Annotated in this window: 13 protein-coding genes and 1 riboswitch; of the genes, 7 read left to right on the top strand and 6 right to left on the bottom strand. The window is 50.9% G+C overall.

Features of this window, described 5'->3' with window-relative positions:
• Window positions 1–40: 40 nt before the first annotated feature.
• On the top strand, window positions 41–277 hold the full coding sequence (locus ACS5WU_RS06215; protein ID WP_046444844.1) for an acyl carrier protein: 237 nt from the start codon (window positions 41–43) through the stop codon (window positions 275–277).
• 55 nt (window positions 278–332) lie between these two features.
• On the opposite strand, the gene ACS5WU_RS06210 is transcribed toward ACS5WU_RS06215, so the two are convergent.
• A complete protein-coding gene (locus tag ACS5WU_RS06210) occupies window positions 333–2207 on the bottom strand; it encodes an ICP22 family protein (protein WP_302760164.1) in 1875 nt (624 codons plus the stop codon).
• Between the two features lie 198 nt (window positions 2208–2405).
• Between ACS5WU_RS06210 and ACS5WU_RS06205 the strand changes: the two genes are divergently transcribed.
• The 5 genes from ACS5WU_RS06205 to ACS5WU_RS06185 all read left to right on the top strand — a co-directional run bounded on the left by ACS5WU_RS06205 (window position 2406) and on the right by ACS5WU_RS06185 (window position 5507).
• On the top strand, window positions 2406–2843 hold the full coding sequence (locus ACS5WU_RS06205; RefSeq protein WP_046444841.1) for a LytTR family DNA-binding domain-containing protein: 438 nt from the start codon (window positions 2406–2408) through the stop codon (window positions 2841–2843).
• A gap of 13 nt (window positions 2844–2856) precedes the next feature.
• Window positions 2857–3267 (top strand): DUF3021 family protein, encoded by a 411-nt coding sequence (locus ACS5WU_RS06200; RefSeq protein ID WP_046444840.1) that lies wholly within the window; start codon window positions 2857–2859, stop codon window positions 3265–3267.
• A 1-nt stretch (window position 3268) separates the two neighbouring features.
• Window positions 3269–4183, top strand: coding sequence for an ABC transporter ATP-binding protein (locus ACS5WU_RS06195; RefSeq protein ID WP_046444839.1), 915 nt, complete (start codon window positions 3269–3271; stop codon window positions 4181–4183).
• An 8-nt stretch (window positions 4184–4191) separates the two neighbouring features.
• Window positions 4192–5037, top strand: coding sequence for an ABC transporter permease (locus tag ACS5WU_RS06190; protein ID WP_465089013.1), 846 nt, complete (start codon window positions 4192–4194; stop codon window positions 5035–5037).
• Between the two features lie 257 nt (window positions 5038–5294).
• Window positions 5295–5507 (top strand): helix-turn-helix domain-containing protein, encoded by a 213-nt coding sequence (locus ACS5WU_RS06185; RefSeq protein ID WP_302760162.1) that lies wholly within the window; start codon window positions 5295–5297, stop codon window positions 5505–5507.
• Between the two features lie 264 nt (window positions 5508–5771).
• Here the strand turns inward: ACS5WU_RS06185 and ACS5WU_RS06180 are convergent, their stop codons facing one another.
• The 5 genes from ACS5WU_RS06180 to ACS5WU_RS06160 all read right to left on the bottom strand — a co-directional run bounded on the left by ACS5WU_RS06180 (window position 5772) and on the right by ACS5WU_RS06160 (window position 12450).
• Entirely contained in the window at window positions 5772–7028 is a 1257-nt protein-coding gene (locus ACS5WU_RS06180) for a zinc-binding dehydrogenase (RefSeq protein ID WP_059108988.1), read from the bottom strand.
• A gap of 17 nt (window positions 7029–7045) precedes the next feature.
• A complete protein-coding gene (locus ACS5WU_RS06175; RefSeq protein WP_302760161.1) occupies window positions 7046–9442 on the bottom strand; it encodes a pyruvate formate lyase family protein in 2397 nt (798 codons plus the stop codon).
• Window positions 9426–10361 carry a glycyl-radical enzyme activating protein gene (locus tag ACS5WU_RS06170; protein WP_059108986.1) on the bottom strand — a complete coding sequence of 312 codons (936 nt, stop codon included), beginning with the start codon at window positions 10359–10361 and terminating at the stop codon, window positions 9426–9428. Before ACS5WU_RS06170 ends, ACS5WU_RS06175 begins: the two co-directional genes overlap by 17 nt.
• 10 nt (window positions 10362–10371) lie before the next feature.
• The gene (locus ACS5WU_RS06165; protein WP_046444833.1) at window positions 10372–11130 is read right to left on the bottom strand and encodes a DeoR/GlpR family DNA-binding transcription regulator; all 759 of its coding nucleotides are present in this window, start codon (window positions 11128–11130) and stop codon (window positions 10372–10374) included.
• 156 nt (window positions 11131–11286) lie between these two features.
• Entirely contained in the window at window positions 11287–12450 is a 1164-nt protein-coding gene (locus ACS5WU_RS06160; RefSeq protein ID WP_465089012.1) for an aminotransferase class I/II-fold pyridoxal phosphate-dependent enzyme, read from the bottom strand.
• A 155-nt stretch (window positions 12451–12605) separates the two neighbouring features.
• A riboswitch (M-box (ykoK) riboswitch) is annotated at window positions 12606–12762 on the top strand.
• Between the two features lie 368 nt (window positions 12763–13130).
• Here ACS5WU_RS06160 and mgtA point away from each other — a divergent pair.
• Window positions 13131–15815 (top strand): magnesium-translocating P-type ATPase, encoded by a 2685-nt coding sequence (gene mgtA / locus ACS5WU_RS06155; RefSeq protein ID WP_302760159.1) that lies wholly within the window; start codon window positions 13131–13133, stop codon window positions 15813–15815.
• Window positions 15816–15850: the final 35 nt, after the last annotated feature.

Raw genomic sequence — 15850 nt, 5'->3', positions numbered from 1 at the left:
AATATGAACCGCTCGTTTTGATGAAGGAGGTATCATATTTATGGCAGAGCTTGCAACAATCAGGCATTTACTCGCCGAGGCGTCGCCCGTTACGGAGGATGAGATCACTCCGGAAAAGCATCTTGTGAAAGACCTGGAGCTTGATTCTTTCAGTCTCCTTGACACTGTTTCCGTCTTCGAAAAGGAATTCAGTATCTCAATACCGGACCGCGACCTGCGCCTGTTCGATACGGTGCAGGATGTGGTGGACTACGTTAACAAACGGGAAGCAGAATAAAATAAATGTCAAAAGAGCCGGGGACAACCAATCCCCGGCTCTTTTTCATGTAAGTTCAGGCAGGCGTCAGACTTCCGCCCCCCGCAAGCGTAATCGTCCTTGCGTTGAGCCATTGGTTCGCCTCGTTTTCCGAATCATAATAAATATGAAACCCATTGGAGGCAATATTGGCGCAACTTGTATCGTCGTTTGCAAACACTGTTACGTAGCTGTCGCCTGTCAGCGTCCATGTGCTGGAAGCATCAAGCGATACGCTCACCTCTTTTGCAGTATTTTCGCTGTTAACCGCTCCCGTATATGCGGAGCCTTCATTGAGTATCAATGAAAACGTACTGATGCTGTCGCAGGTCACGTCGCCCGCAAGCGTCTGGCCCGTTCCTTTGAGTGTGAAATCCCCGCCGTTTGAGCCGGGCGTTCCCCAGTTATTTGTATCGTTGCCCGCAACGTTTGCCAGTATACCGCTCGCAAAAGACAATTCCGTATTGGAAAGGTCTGCCTCGGCCTCGGTATTGGTTACGTAAAACATTGGCCCGTCCGTAGTGGTGGACAGCCGGGAATCCACGGCTGTAAACATCGCCGTTCCCTCCGCAGCGTCGCCCGATGTGCTCTGGTAGAGCATAACGCCGTTCGGGCCCGCACCGGTGAGATCCGTATCCGTCATCGTGATCGAATTCTTACCCTCCACAACAGCCGCCTGGCTGCCGGTCGCCGTCCCTGTTACATCGTTTACTGTAATCGTTCCCGTAGAGTAAATACAGGGGCTGCCGTCCCCCGCCGCAGATACGGTTGCCGTGGTCACATTGATCGTCCCTTCCCCGCGGTCTGTTGCGATCGGCGCAGAGTGCGCGCCCTGCGTTGTAATATTCACATCCTGTGCGGTAATACTTCCGCCATAGGTTGCATCCAGTCCGCGCGAGGAATCGCCTGCCGTCTGTATGGTAACGTTTTTCACAAGAACGTCAGAGCCTTCCCCTGTTGCAAAAATTGCGTTCGCACCTTCGGCGTCCGACGTGACCTGCGCATCGGAAATTTGCGCAGTGCTGCCTGCCGCCGCTGCAAATACTGCATTCAGTGCGTAAAAGTTGCTTTCGTCCGCGCTGGAGCTGTCTCCCGTTTTAGAGAGCGTACCGCCGCTGAGCACCAGGTCGCCGCCGTTTGTTACCAGCACCGTATTCTGGTCAGCGGAGCTGGATGCGTAATCGGTGCCATCCGACGTTTCTTCTGTGCCGTCCACAGTATAAACGCCTGTCAGCTCAATGCTCCCCGTATCGGAGCCCTCCATATTTCCACCGGGGCCGCCTGTCCCCATGGATTGTATGACGATTTCTGCGGGAACAAATCCAACCCCTTCGCCGCTCCCCGTCATTTTCAGGATGTCGTTTACCGCAAGGTCTGAAAGGGATGCCTCCTGCGTTTCCTCCCCGTTTTGCCTCGTTACGGCCACGTCGTCCGAAAGCGTAATTTTGATCGTGGTGCCGTCTGCGGTAAAGCCTCCCATTCCGCCGCCCTGCGGCATCTCCGGAGGCGTGCCGCCTTCAGCATTCCCCGTTCCGGTTTCTGTGGAAGGCAATTCAGGGGGTGCGCCGCCTTCACCTGAGCTGTCTGGTGCGCCGCTGCCCTGCGGCGGTTCTCCCGATGGCATTTCACCCTGTCCGCCGCCGCTCCCCGCCTCAGGTATTTCCCCTGACGGTGCACCGGATGGCGGCGTTCCACCGTTTTCCATATCCGGCGCGCCGTCCATTTCCGGTTCCTGTACGGTTCCCAGCGAAATCGTTATCTCATCTCCGTCAACCGCTGTCACCTGCCCGTACACTTCTTTCGCCGTTTCCCCTGTCTGCTGTGCAGAGCTCGTCGCAGCAGGCGAAGAACAAGCGGTAAATATGAACGCAAAAAGCGTTATTCCCAGTACAATCATCCATAATTTTTTCATGATCGTGCTCCTTTCCTGTTTGATCTTATATTTTATTATCCACAGTAAAGTGAAGTCTGTGTGCACGCTGCCTGAAAATGTATTTCACCATTTTATTTGTGCATCTTACATAAAACCGGTTGAAACGGCGCTGCCCGTCTGTTACCTTAGTAACTGTGATACGGTGCCATATATCAAAAAACGGGAGTGTGAAATCTATTGAAGCTTCTAATCGACCAGTCTCCAGACAACGAGGAAGTTGAAATCATCATCAAATGCGGCCTTATAGATACGGAGCTTGAAAAACTGATTGCCCAGATAAGGCTTTATTCGTTTTCGGTATCAGCGCGACGCGACGGCAAGCAATACAACATAAGCCTTTCCGATATTTATTATTTCGAATCTGTGGACAACAGGACCTTTGTGTACACCCGAGACGAGGTGTACCAATGCGACCTCAAGCTCTACGAGCTGGAAGAGCAACTTACCAAAACCAATTTTGTCCGCATCAGCAAATCGAGCATCCTGAATATCATGGTGCTTGAGAGCGTCCGGGCGCTGCTGCACGGCAAAATGGAGGCGGAACTCAGCAATGGCGAAAAGGTGGTCATCAACCGCCATTATGTAGACGCGCTCAAGAAAAAAATGAAGATATAGAAGGAGGAGCATCATGGCAAAGTTTAAATATTATTTTACAATGGACTGCGTCTCGTTTACGCTTTTGGCACTTCTTTACAGCCTCCTGTCTGCGTTCGGTTTTGCGACTGTAGCAGTTGAGGCAATATTTATCCTGTTCCTGATGACGACCTGCATCGCCGTACTGATCTTCCTGACGGATAAGATACCTGTGAATTCAACGCCCCTTTCTATGGCGCTAAACCTTGCAGACATTGTGGCCGTGGTATTTATCATCGGCGGCTTTACAGGCTTCATCCCGTTTGAGGCCCCTTATGTCGGAATCGTGCTTGGCATGATCGCAGCGGTCTATTTCGGAACGTTCGGCGTGCTTGCAATCAAAAACAGGGCCGATGCGGAAAACATCAACCGGCAGATCAAAAAAATGAAACAGGAAAGGGAATAATATGCAAAAAATCATTGAAGTTTCAGGACTTAAAAAATCCTTTGGAACCATAGAAGCTGTGAAAGGAATTGATTTTTATGTGGAAAAGGGCTCGTTGTTTGCATTTTTAGGGCCAAACGGCGCGGGAAAATCCACAACGATCGATATGATCTCCACACAGCTGAAACCGGATAGCGGCAGGGTTATCGTAGATGGGAACCAGCTTGGGAAGGGCGACGGAAAAATCCGCGCGGAGATTGGTATCGTGTTCCAGGACAGCGTACTCGACGCGCTTCTTACCGTCAGGGAAAATCTTTTCCTGCGCGGCAGCTTTTACGGCCTCAGCCGGGCGCAGCTCAAAAACGCCGTAGAAAGCGCGGTACGCACTGCGGATGTCGGCGATTTTCTCAACCAGCGTTATGGCAAGCTTTCCGGAGGCCAGAGAAGGCGGGCGGATATTGCGCGCGCCCTTATCAATACGCCGGAAATCCTGTTTTTGGACGAGCCGACGACCGGCCTTGATCCGCAGACGCGTAAAAAGGTATGGGAAACCATCCGGCTCCTGCAAAAGGAACGCAATATGACGATTTTCCTGACCACGCATTACATGGAAGAAGCCGCGCAGGCGGATTACATTACCATCATGGACCACGGCAAAATCCTTGCCAAAGGCACGCCCGCGCAGCTCAAAGAAGAGTATACCAAGGATAGCCTCAAGATAACCCCCAAGGATGCGTCAGCGCTTGAAGCAAGCCTTGAAAAAAGCAGTATTTCATTTCAGAAAACAGGCGGCGAATATGTCGTCCGGCTAAAACACACAGCCGACGCGATTGGCATCATCGAACAAAACAAAGAAAACATCGCGGGAATGGAAGTCCGCCGCGGCTCTATGGACGACGTATTTTTAAACATTACTGGCTCGGAGGTAAGAAACTGATGCTCAATATGGCAAAAAGAAATATAAAGGTTTTTTTCAGGGACAGGAGCTCGGTATTTTTCTCGCTCCTTGCAGTCTTCATCATCATTGCACTGTACGCTGTTTTTCTGGGCGATACCATCACAAGCGGCAATGAAAACGTTCCGGGAATCGATAATCTGGTCAACAGCTGGGTGATCGCAGGAATCCTCGCAGTCATCTCTATGACCTCCACGTTGGGTGCGTTTGGCGTTATGGTGGAGGATCGCGCCAAAAAGATATCCAGGGATTTCTCAGTATCGCCTTTAAGGCGCGGGGATATCGCGGGCGGCTACATCCTGTGCTCCGTATGCGTGGGTATTATCATGAGCCTTGTGGCGCTTGTGATCGGAGAGCTCTACATCGTGGCAGCCGGCGGGGAGCTGCTTCCCATGGAAAATATGTTACAGGTGATCGGTGGAATTTTCCTTTCCGTATTCTCGAGCAGCTCGATCGTGCTTTTCATCGTCTCTTTTTTCAAAAGCCAGAACGCGTTTGGCACCGCAAGCACGATCATCGGGACGCTGATCGGCTTTTTGACCGGCGTATATATTCCCATTGGCAGCCTTCCTGACGCTGTACAGGGAATCATCAAGGCATTTCCCGTTTCTTATTCCGCCTCCCTGTTCCGCACGTCCATGCTCGAGCAGCCGATGGCCGTCTCGTTTGACGGCGCGCCCGCAAGCGCGGTGGAAGAATTCACGCACGAGATGGGCGTAAACTTCCAGTTTGGCGATTTCACTACGACGATCACAACCTGTATCATCGTGCTGTTCGCAACTGCCGCAATTTTTTATACGCTTTCCATCCTGAACCTGTCGCGCAAACGTAAGTAGGTTCTGGAAACTGTACTCCGGTGCGATAGAACTGACAGCAGATTTACGACAGGGGGCATATCTTCAGATATGCCCCCTGTCGCGCTAATTTTGTTAAAATAGGCGCTGGCTTTCTGTTCTCCCACTCGTACAGATTATTATTACGGTATATGCCAAATAAAGGCGACGGCAAATTCAATATTACCCAAATTTTGTTCGTTTTTTAATTGATGTTCTTCGGCAATAATCGTATCATTAAAAGAAACGAGGTGATTTAATTGGCTGCTGCAAAAAAAATAAAAATGCTTTTAGTTGAGCGCGAAATGACACTTACAGATTTATCCAAACTGTTAAATAAAAGTTTGTCAACAATGAGTGGAAAAATGGCCCGTGATAATTTTTCGGAAAAAGACCTGAAACAAATAGCCGATATTTTGAATTATGACTATGAGGCAGTATTTACCGATAAAGAAACCGGCAAACGGCTATAAAACAGGCAAGGCTGTCTCTGTCGCTGACGGTCGAAAAGCCAGAAGCTTTCATCAGATGGCAAGACGGGTTATAAACCGTTGTTCTCTGCCATGCACTGTCCGCTTTCCTTCCGTTAAACTTATTCATAAAAATAACAACCAAAAAAAGACAGGTGGCTTTCCGCCTGTCTTTTTTATGCTCTGTTTCTCCTTTGCTTTTCAACATACTTGTCCGGTTGGAGAGAACCGCTGCCGTTTTTTTAATTTAATCGCCGTCCGGGCGTCTCATTGCATAATATCTTTTCCGTGTGCGAGAAGATAGTCCTCCGCTTCCTTATTCCACAGCATGGAATTCCGGCTGCAGATTTCGTGCAGCGCCTGAAACAGCGGATCACTTTTTCCTTTTTCCTCAAATTCGTCAATCGCTGTCAAAGGAAGGTCAATGTTGCAGTAAATCAGCTTTTTGCCGCCCGGAATCTGCGGCAGGTTGAGCGTCGCCTCAGCCGCGCTGTTGAGTCCTCCAATATGTGTGATCAGGATCGAAGGATCAATCGTATTCGTTTCGATCATACGCACAGCCTCTTTCATATCGGTGAGATCCCCTCCGGATGTCCCGATGATGTGCTTATAGTTGTAATGCACGTCATAGAAGTTGATATTCGCGTAAAAATCTTTCTTTGTGGGACCTGCAAAGAAGTTAAGGCAGCTATCGAGCCCTGCGATTTTATCCGCTGTTTCGATTACCGCCGGCACAGGCGCCATGATCAGCACATCGTCAAACCCTTCGCCGCCTGTAAGCCCCTTTAAGAACTCCGCTTCATTTTCCTTTCCTGCGGTATTCGCAAAAATAAGCTCCACGCCGTTCTGTGGCTTCAATACCTTCTTAGCCCGCTGGACGCGATTCTCGTCAATGTCTGTAATTACAAGGCGCTTCGGCTTTTGCTTCATATTCATCGCAAGCTCCGCCGCGCCAAGCCCCATCGGGCCGCAGCCTGCAAGGATCGCCATGTTTCCGCCCTGCTTCAGTCCCATAATGTGATCCTTATTGTTTTCCGCAAGGTGATAAGCCGAGGTGAGCGCTGAAATCAGGCAGGAAATCGGTTCTGCCACGGATGCTTTAAAGTGTGCGTCCCCGTCGTATTTCAGGATGTATCCGCCTTCTATGACTTCCGCAGGGACAATAATATGGGTTGCATTTCCGCCGTATTCCGTATAGGAATATCCCGGCGATGTGATTCGCTCTCCAAAATACATCTTCGCCTGCACCGCAAAGGTATCTCCCACGCTGTAGGCCCCTTTGAGATGATCGCCAACCTCTACGATTACGCCTGAAAGCTCGTGTCCCATGATGACAGGGTTTTTGTCGATATCGTCCGGAATGCACCTGTGATCGCTTGCCTGCAACATTGCTTTGTAGCTTGACATGCAAAGGCTGTCTGTGAGTACCTTAGCAAGGATTTCATCCGGGCCGATGTCCCGCAGGTCGAATTCCTCAAACCGTAAATCCTTTTTCCCATATAATCTAACCGCTTTTACTTTCATTCCCGTTTCCTTCCTTATTACAGTCCGTGTATTGTCCTTGTAATGATCTCATCCTGCAGAGATCCGTCAAGATTTACAAAATATTCGCAGTAACCGCCGATTCTCACGATAAGGTTCCTGTATTTCTCCGGCTCGGTCTTCGCTTTTTTAAGCGATTCCACATCCACAAAATTCACCTGCAGCTGCGGGCCGCCACCCTCAATGTATGATTTTACAAGCGTCTTTAACGCATTGATACCCACGCCGTCGCGCACAAGCTCCGGATTGATCTTGAGGTTCAAAGCATAACCGCCCGTCACCTCGTCGTGGTTAAGCTTGAGAACGGAATTGAGCATCCTTGTCGGCCCGCTTACGTCCTTACCCTGCGATGGCCCCATGCTGTCGCTGAAGGTTTCCCCTCTTCTCCTGCCGTTGGGCGTTGCGCCTGTGATCTCTCCGTGATAGATGTGGAAAAAATATCCAAACAACGTCGAAACGTATTTGTCCCTGCTTCCAGGCTCGTTCTGGTCAAAGACGATGTCCGTAAATTTCAGCAGCATATCCTTTGCAAGCAGGTCTACGTCGTCCTTGTCGTTTCCATAGCTCGGCGTTTTGGTGTCGAGGAAGGCCTGCAGCTTTTCGTATCCTTCAAAATTATGCTCAAGCGCTTGCGACATTTGCGCGATTGAAACCGTTTTGTCGTCGTATACAAACTTTTTCACGGCTGCCATTGCGTCCGCCGCAGTGCCCAGCCCGTACGCGTATACCGACCAGTGCGTGCCGATCTCGCTGCCGCCCTGGAACATATCCTTTCCGTTCTCGATGCAGCCGTCGATGAGAAGCGACGCAAACGGATCAAAGCACCTGCCCGCCATGTTTTCGATCTTGCCCTGCGCTTCCTTCCTGTCCGCGACGACAGCAGCTTTGAGTTCGTCCACATAAGCTGCATAAAAATCCTCAAACGTATCGAGTTTCAGGCTTCCCTGCCTGTATTTTGTAAAGATATCTTCTATCAGCATCGGGAATGCGATCGGATCTGTCACGCCCCAGTTTGGCTGCTTGCCGGGAATCATGATTTCCACACATCCCATGTTGTAATAATCGTTGGCGTATTTGTCCTCATAGCCAAGACGCCGGAGCGCCGCAATCCAAACGTCGTCGTTCATAATCATCGGCTGTCCGCCGCCAGCGCGGATGGAATCCACGATTTCATCGTACAGCCATTCCGGATTGAGCTTATTGATACGCGCGCCCACATTTGGATACGGAAGCTTCATTTCCCTGACGACCTCAAGGCACAGGCGTGTCAGGCTGTTTGCCGCATCCTTTCCGTCCGGCGTAATTCCGCCGACTGTCAGGCTCTGCACGGTTCTCATGCGCGGTTCATTTACCTTAAGCCACATACAGCACAGGATTTCCTTTGCCTGATCCTTTGTAATCGTGCCGTTTTTGATATCGTTTTCATAAAGCCCCGCCAGATACTGGTCAAACCGCCCAAAGGAAAGCGCCGAGCCCCAGCATATGCTCTGCACCATGTGCAGCAGCCATACAAGCTGTACGCCCTCATAAAAGGTATCCGCTTTTTCTGTCGAAACCTTTGCACAGATTTCCGCCATTGCTGCAAGCTCCTGCCTGCGCTCTTTGCTGTGCATTTCATTTTTGCTCTGCTTTTTGAGCTCGTCCGCATAGCGCATGATGTAGCGTATAACGCTTTCTACCGTAATCAGCGCCGCGTTATAATATTCTTTTTTCTCTTCGTCTTTGGCTTCGCCCAGCTTTTCCACGATTCTCTTTTTCGTCGCGCCAAGCCCCTGCTCCACAATCCTTCCATAGTTCAGGCTCAGATGATTGGCGGCAAACCATGGCAGCGCGTCTATTTCCTCGCGCACGCCCTTGCCGTAATCGATCTTAAAGCTGCGCTCCAGCTCCCTGCCGATCTCATATTTTTCGATGTCCTCGTCTTTAAACTGCTCCTGCATTTCCGCAATCAGCTTCTGCAGGTCGCTGTAATCTATATTTGCGTCGTGGTGTACGCGGCTCATCAATGCCCAACGGCTTTTCTTTGTTGTGAAGTCCGCTTCGAAGGTTTTGATCTCCCCTGTTTTCACCGTTTCCTGCGCGGTTCCCTGTTTCTTTTGCCGCAGGTAATCCTCTATAATCTGTACCGCTTCCTTCCTGGTTTCCTCATAAGGCGGAACGTTTTTCGCAACCGGGCAAAAGGCTGCCATCGTTCCCGCAAGAAGCTCGTATGGCAACACCTCGATGGGCGATTCATCCATCAGGTGCGCGATTGCCTTCGCCCTCCTGATCTGCGTCGGCTCGCCCTTCGTCTGCTGAAGCGATTCGTAAACCATTGGATAAAAATAAGTGCTTCTAACCCCCGCGTCATTTAATGCGTCTATGTTTTTTCTCATTTGTTCAATTCTGTCGCTCATGTTTTTTAACCTCCAGACCATCTGCTTCATAAATTCTCCCGCCGAAGGAACAAACCCGTTCCGTCCAGCTTTCCACCGTACTGGCGTCAGGAACCTCAAATTCCTCGTAGCCTTCCTCGCCGATACGCTTTGCCTTTGACATTCCCAGCTTATGGTAGGGCATCAGTTCAAAGCCCAATATGTTATGATACTGCCTCGTAAGCAACGCGATTGCCTTGAAATGACCATCCGTATCGTTGACGCCCGGTATGACCGGGCACCTCAGGATCACCGGCTTTCCCGCCATGCAAAAGTGTTTCAGGTTTTCCAGTATCCTTTTCCCCGATACGCCCGTAAATTTCTTGTGCTTTGCGTCGTCCGTCAGCTTATAATCGATCAGGAACAGGTCTGCGTAAGGAAGCAGCTTTTCATATTCCGAAAAATCCGCGTACCCATTTGTCTCGATTGCAGTACTGACGCCCTCTTCCTTTGCCTTTTTGCACAGGGCTTTTGTGAACGCCGCCTGACACATCGGCTCTCCGCCGGAGATCGTGATCCCGCCCCCGCTTTTTTCAAAGTAACGTTTATCCCTTAAGGCCTCCCCGATCACCTCGCCTGCATCCATTTCTTCGCCCATTATGGAAAGGGCCCCCTTGCAGCAGGCCTGCACGCATCTTCCGCAGCAAGTGCACTTACTTCTGTCTATCTTATGGATTCCATCCCTGATACTGTGCACCTGCGGGCAAACCCGCACGCAGTCCCCGCACCGGATACATTTGCTGTCCGTATAGGCAAGCGTCGGTTTTTTTGCGATACTCTCCGGGTTATGGCACCACGCGCAATTCATATTGCAGCCTTTCAGGAAAACCGTCGTACGGATTCCCGGGCCGTCATGAATCGAAAAATGCTGTATCCCGAAAACAATTCCCTTCTGTTCCAAATGCTTCTCCTTATGCCAGTATGATTTCCGTCTTTTTTTCCAGTTCTTTTATGACCGCCGGATCGATATCGCTGTCTGTGACAAGAGCGTCCATTTCCTCCCACGTTCCGAACTGTATCATGGAATCGCTCGACGCTTTGCTGCTGTCCGCAACGACAATCACACGGTTTGCGCTTTTCATCATCGCCTGTTTTACGTCGCTTTCCTGGAAATTTTCGATACACGGCCCTTTGCGGCCCATAAATCCGCTCGTCCCTAAAAATGCAATATCCGCCCTGATCTCTGCGAGCGCCCTCAGCGTCCAGCTGCCCACGACGGCGTTGCTCGTATGACGCATCTCGCCTCCCAGCAGATAGACCTTCACGCCTGAATCGATGAGCACCTGTGCAACCTTGATCGAGTTGGTGAACACCGTAATATCCTTTTTCAAAATGAGCTGCTTTGCAATCGCAAGCACTGTACTGCCGTTATCAAGCAGCACTGTGCTGCCGTCCGCCACAAGCTCCGCGGCCTTTCCCGCGATCGCAGCCTTTTTATCCTGATGCTTAACGGACTTCTCAAGAAAGCTCGGTTCCATCAGCTCTGTTGCAACCACAGCGCCGCCGTAGCCCTTTTTGGCAATGCCGTTTTCCTCGAGGTAAATCATATCCTTGCGGATTGTCTCCGCCGAAACGCCATATTCTTCTGCGAGCGCGGAAGCGCTTACCTTCCCGTCAAGAAGCAGCTTTTGGGCGATTTCATTTCTTCTTTCCTGCGTTAATTTTTTCATAATTCCAATCAACTCCAACCTTTTCTATTGTTATTATACCACATTTGCATTGTATTGCAACATTAAAACTTGTGTTTTATTGCAATTTTTACAAAAAAAGAACAGATATACTCTATCTGCTCCTTCAATTCCAACCAACTCCAACTTTATTACAAATTATCGAACGATTCCGCTTTCCGCAATCAGCCTGACCGCTTTTTCTATTGTAGGCACGCCCGCCACAAGCGCAAACCGTACGAATCCCTCGCCCGCAGGCCCAAAGCTTTCGCCCGGCACGCAGATCACGCCCGTTTTTTCCATCAATTCCAACACAAAATCGAATGATTTATCATAGCCACTGGGCAGCGGCGCCCATACAAACATCGTTCCCGGCGAATCGGGCACGTCCCAGCCAATGCTCCTGAGCCCTCCGCACAGCGCGTCGCGGCGCTCGCGGTATCCCTTCCTGTTTCGCTCCAAAATATCCTGCGGACCGTTAAGTGCCGCAATCGCGGCCTTTTGCACCGGAAAGGAAATGCCATAATCGATCTGCGAACGCAGGCAGCGGAAATTCCGTATGATTTCCGTATTTCCCATGGCAAACGAAATCCGAAGGCCCGTCAGGTTATACGATTTGGACAGCGAATTAAACTCGATACCCACATCCATTGCACCCGGAACCTTCAAAAAGGACATCCCCGGCTCCTCGTCCATCACAAGCTCGGAATAAGCGTTGTCATGCACGACGACCACATCGTATTTTTTGGCCCATGCCACGAGTTTTTCATAAAATTCAAAGGTAGCAAGCGCGGTAACAGGGTTGTTTGGATAAGACACCACGATCATTTTCGTCCGCTGTGCCACGTCCTGCGGGATACTGTCAAAATCGATGAGGAATCCGTTCTCCTTTTTGAGCGGCGTATAATAGATTTCCGCCTCCGCCATACGCGGCCCGAACATAAAAACAGGGTAACATGGATCCGGGGCGATCACAAGGTCACCCGGATTGCAGATGGGCAGCGCCACATGCGCCATCCCTTCCTGCGTGCCGTACACAGACATCACCTGATCTCTTTCGAGCGTAACGCCATAGCGCCTTGCATACCACGCGATCACTGCGTCGATCAACTCCGGCAGGTCCGCAAGCGAATATTTAAAATTATCCGCAACGCCCGCAGCTTCCTTAAGCGCTGCGATCACATGACCGTCCGGCTTAAAATCCGGCGTGCCCACCGAGAGATTAATGACCTCCCTGCCGCTTTTTGCGATCTCCGCTTTTTTATCCTCCAGTTTGGAAAAAATGTTCATGTCGAACACTTGCATTTTATCCGCAAATTTCATGTTCCGCCTCCGCTTATTGTGTTTATTATTACATTAGATATCTTACCGCAAATAGATTTTGTTTACAACAAGGAAGGCAAAAATCCTTTGCGCCGGGCCGGTACGGATGGAAATTTGACAAAAAAGCAAATGATCGCTATACTGGGTTTCGGAATTGAATATTTCGGTAGGTGAGGTTACCGCAGGGATACGGATTGCTGCCGCGGAGTAGTGGAGACACTATGAGAGGGCCAGCAGTTTATGTCGAAACCAAGGCATAGACTAACGCAATTACATCGCCCTGCGAAGCTGAAGCTTGAACGGTAGTGCATACAGTGTTGTTTTGATTGTGGAGAAATCCCTGCCAAAAGCGTTCTTGCTTGGGCAGGGATTTTTTGGTTGGCCTGCCGGAAGGATCGATTCATACGGATGGACACAGTTTCCATCCCGCATTTTTGAAGCGTCAGGGGGTGAGAAAAGTGGATATTGAACGAAGTAACAACGGCAAGGGCCCCGGGGGGCGAATGATACCAGTGTTATTTCCTGCGGCGCGGCTGCGGCTCATCTCCGCTTTTCGCGCCCGGGAGAAGCGCATTTTATAACCTCTCCGGCCATACGCCCTTTTCTTGAAACGAACCTTTGCCCGGTGTGTCTGTTTATCAGCAACGCCGGGCAGAAACCGGAAAAGGAGGTTTCGGCCAATGAACATGATCAAAAAGAACCTGATCCAGGAAAGCCCCGGCGTGCAGCAGGCAAAAAAACGGCTGCTTGCAGCCGCGGTGCAAAGCCAGGACAGCGTACTCAAAAAATATTCCAATACCTATGAAGGCTTTTCACCGGAGCGCGTGGAAAAAATGCGCGGCAAATACGGTGAAAACCGTATCACCTATCAAAACGGCGATTCGCTCTTAAAGCGTCTGTTTAAAGCGTTCATCAATCCGTTTACCGTGGTGCTGCTTGTGCTCGCCGTCATTTCGTTTGTGACGGACGTTGTAATGGCCGCCCCCGGCGATAAGGACGCTGTTTCCGTGATTATCGTGCTGGCAATGGTGCTGATCAGCGGGACGCTGCAGTTTGTGCAGGAAACCCGCTCTGAAAAATCAGCAGAGAAACTGAGCGAACTGGTAGAGACGACGACAGCCGCCATACGCGGGGGAGTTGAAACCGAAATCCCTCTCGATGAAATCGTGGTGGGCGACGTGGTGCGTCTTGCGGCAGGAGACATGATACCCGCCGACGTACGTATATTACAGGCAAAAGACCTGTTTGTAAGCCAGTCCTCGCTGACCGGCGAAAGCGAACCGGTAGAAAAATTTGGCCGGGCGCTTAAGGGAGAGGTTACGGACGTCCTTGGGGCGGATAACCTTGCGTTTATGGGGAGCAACGTCGTAAGCGGCAGCGCAAGCGCCATTGTGGTCGCCGTGGGCGACGATACGCTGTTTGGTTCGCTCGCCCATCAGCTCACTGAAAAAAAACCTAAAACCAGCTTTGAAAAAGGCGTTAACTCTGTCTCGTGGATCCTCATCCGCTTTATGCTGGTGATGGTTCCCGTCGTACTTTTTTTGAATGGTTTTACCAAGGGCGACTGGATGCAGGCGTTCCTGTTCGCAATCTCTGTTGCGGTGGGCCTCACTCCCGAAATGCTGCCCATGATCGTTTCCGCCAACCTTGCGAAAGGCGCGGTTGCAATGTCCAAAAAGAAGGTGATCGTAAAAGACCTGCACGCGATCCAGAACTTCGGCGCGATGGACGTGCTCTGTACGGATAAAACAGGCACGCTTACGCAGGATAAGGTGGTACTGGAGTATTCGCTCGATATTCACGGCAACGAAGATCCCCGCGTACTGCGCCACGGCTTTCTCAACAGCTATCACCAGACCGGCCTTCGCAACCTGATGGACGCGGCGATTGTAAGCCATGCGGAGGAACAGGGCATGGAAGGGCTTATCCGCAACTATCACAAGGTAGACGAAATTCCTTTTGACTTTGCGCGCCGCCGTATGAGCGTTGTGGTGGAAGACAAAAACCAGAAAACGCAGCTCATCACCAAAGGCGCGATTGAGGAAATGCTCAGCGTGTGCGCTTATGCCGAATTTGACGGCAGGGTGGAGCCGATGACGGATGAAATCCGTACGGAAATCCTGAAAACCGTGGAAAAATACAATGCGGACGGAATGCGCGTCCTTGGTATTGCACATAAGACCAATCCCGCGCCTGCCGGAGCGTTTTCCGTTGCCGACGAATCGGACATGGTGCTCATCGGTTTTCTCGCGTTTCTCGATCCACCCAAGGAAAGCACAAAGCGCGCGCTGCGGGCGCTCCATGAATACGGGGTGGATGTAAAGGTTCTAACCGGAGATAACGACGCGGTCACGAAATACATTTGCAGCAAGGTCGGCATACCCGCAAAGCACATCCTGTCAGGCGCGGATGTGGAAAGGATGGACGACGGCGAACTGGAGTCCATCGTGGAAGGCGTACACGTATTTGCAAAGCTGTCCCCGCAGCAAAAGGCACGTATCGTCGCGGCGTTGCGTGCAAAGGGCCACACCGTAGGCTTTATGGGCGACGGCATCAACGACGCGGCAGCCATGCGCGAAGCGGATGTGGGTATTTCCGTGGATACGGCTGTGGATATTGCCAAGGAATCCGCCAACATCATTTTGCTCGAAAAAGACCTGATGGTGCTGGAGGAAGGCGTGATCGAAGGGCGCAAAACATATGCCAATATCATCAAATATATTAAAATGACGGCAAGCTCCAATTTTGGAAATATGTTTTCGGTTCTGGCTGCAAGCGCGTTCCTGCCCTTCCTCCCCATGACTCCGGTGCAGATTTTGCTGCTGAACCTGATTTACGACGTTTCCTGCCTTGCCATCCCATGGGATAATGTGGATGAGGATTACCTCAGGGTTCCACGGCAATGGGACGCGTCCTCCATCAGCAAATTTATGGTATGGATCGGCCCGTCAAGCTCGGTTTTTGATATTACGACCTATCTTGCGATGTATTTCCTGATTTGCCCAATGGTATTCGGCGGAGCATACCACACACTTGGAGAGGCCGGTCAGGAGGGCTTTACCGCATTGTTCCACGCGGGCTGGTTTGTGGAATCGCTGTGGTCGCAGACGCTTGTTATCCACATGATCCGCACGCCGCACATCCCGTTTGTCAAGAGCCGCGCATCCTGGCAGCTTACCCTGCTGACCACCATCGGTATCGCAATCGGAACGATTATCCCCTATACGCCCATCGGCGGGGCAATCGGCCTGCTGCCCATGCCGGCAGTCTATTTCCCGCTGCTGCTTATCACGCTCGTGTTGTATATGCTGCTTGTAACCCTGCTCAAAAACAAATTTGTGCGAAGATATGGCGAACTGCTTTGATAAACAAACGGCCGTGGGAAATCCCACGGCCGTTT

Source organism: Christensenella sp. KGMB01412 (assembly GCF_055522415.1).
Note: the sequence above shows the minus strand (reverse complement) of the source record. Positions and strands in the feature narration are given on the sequence as shown.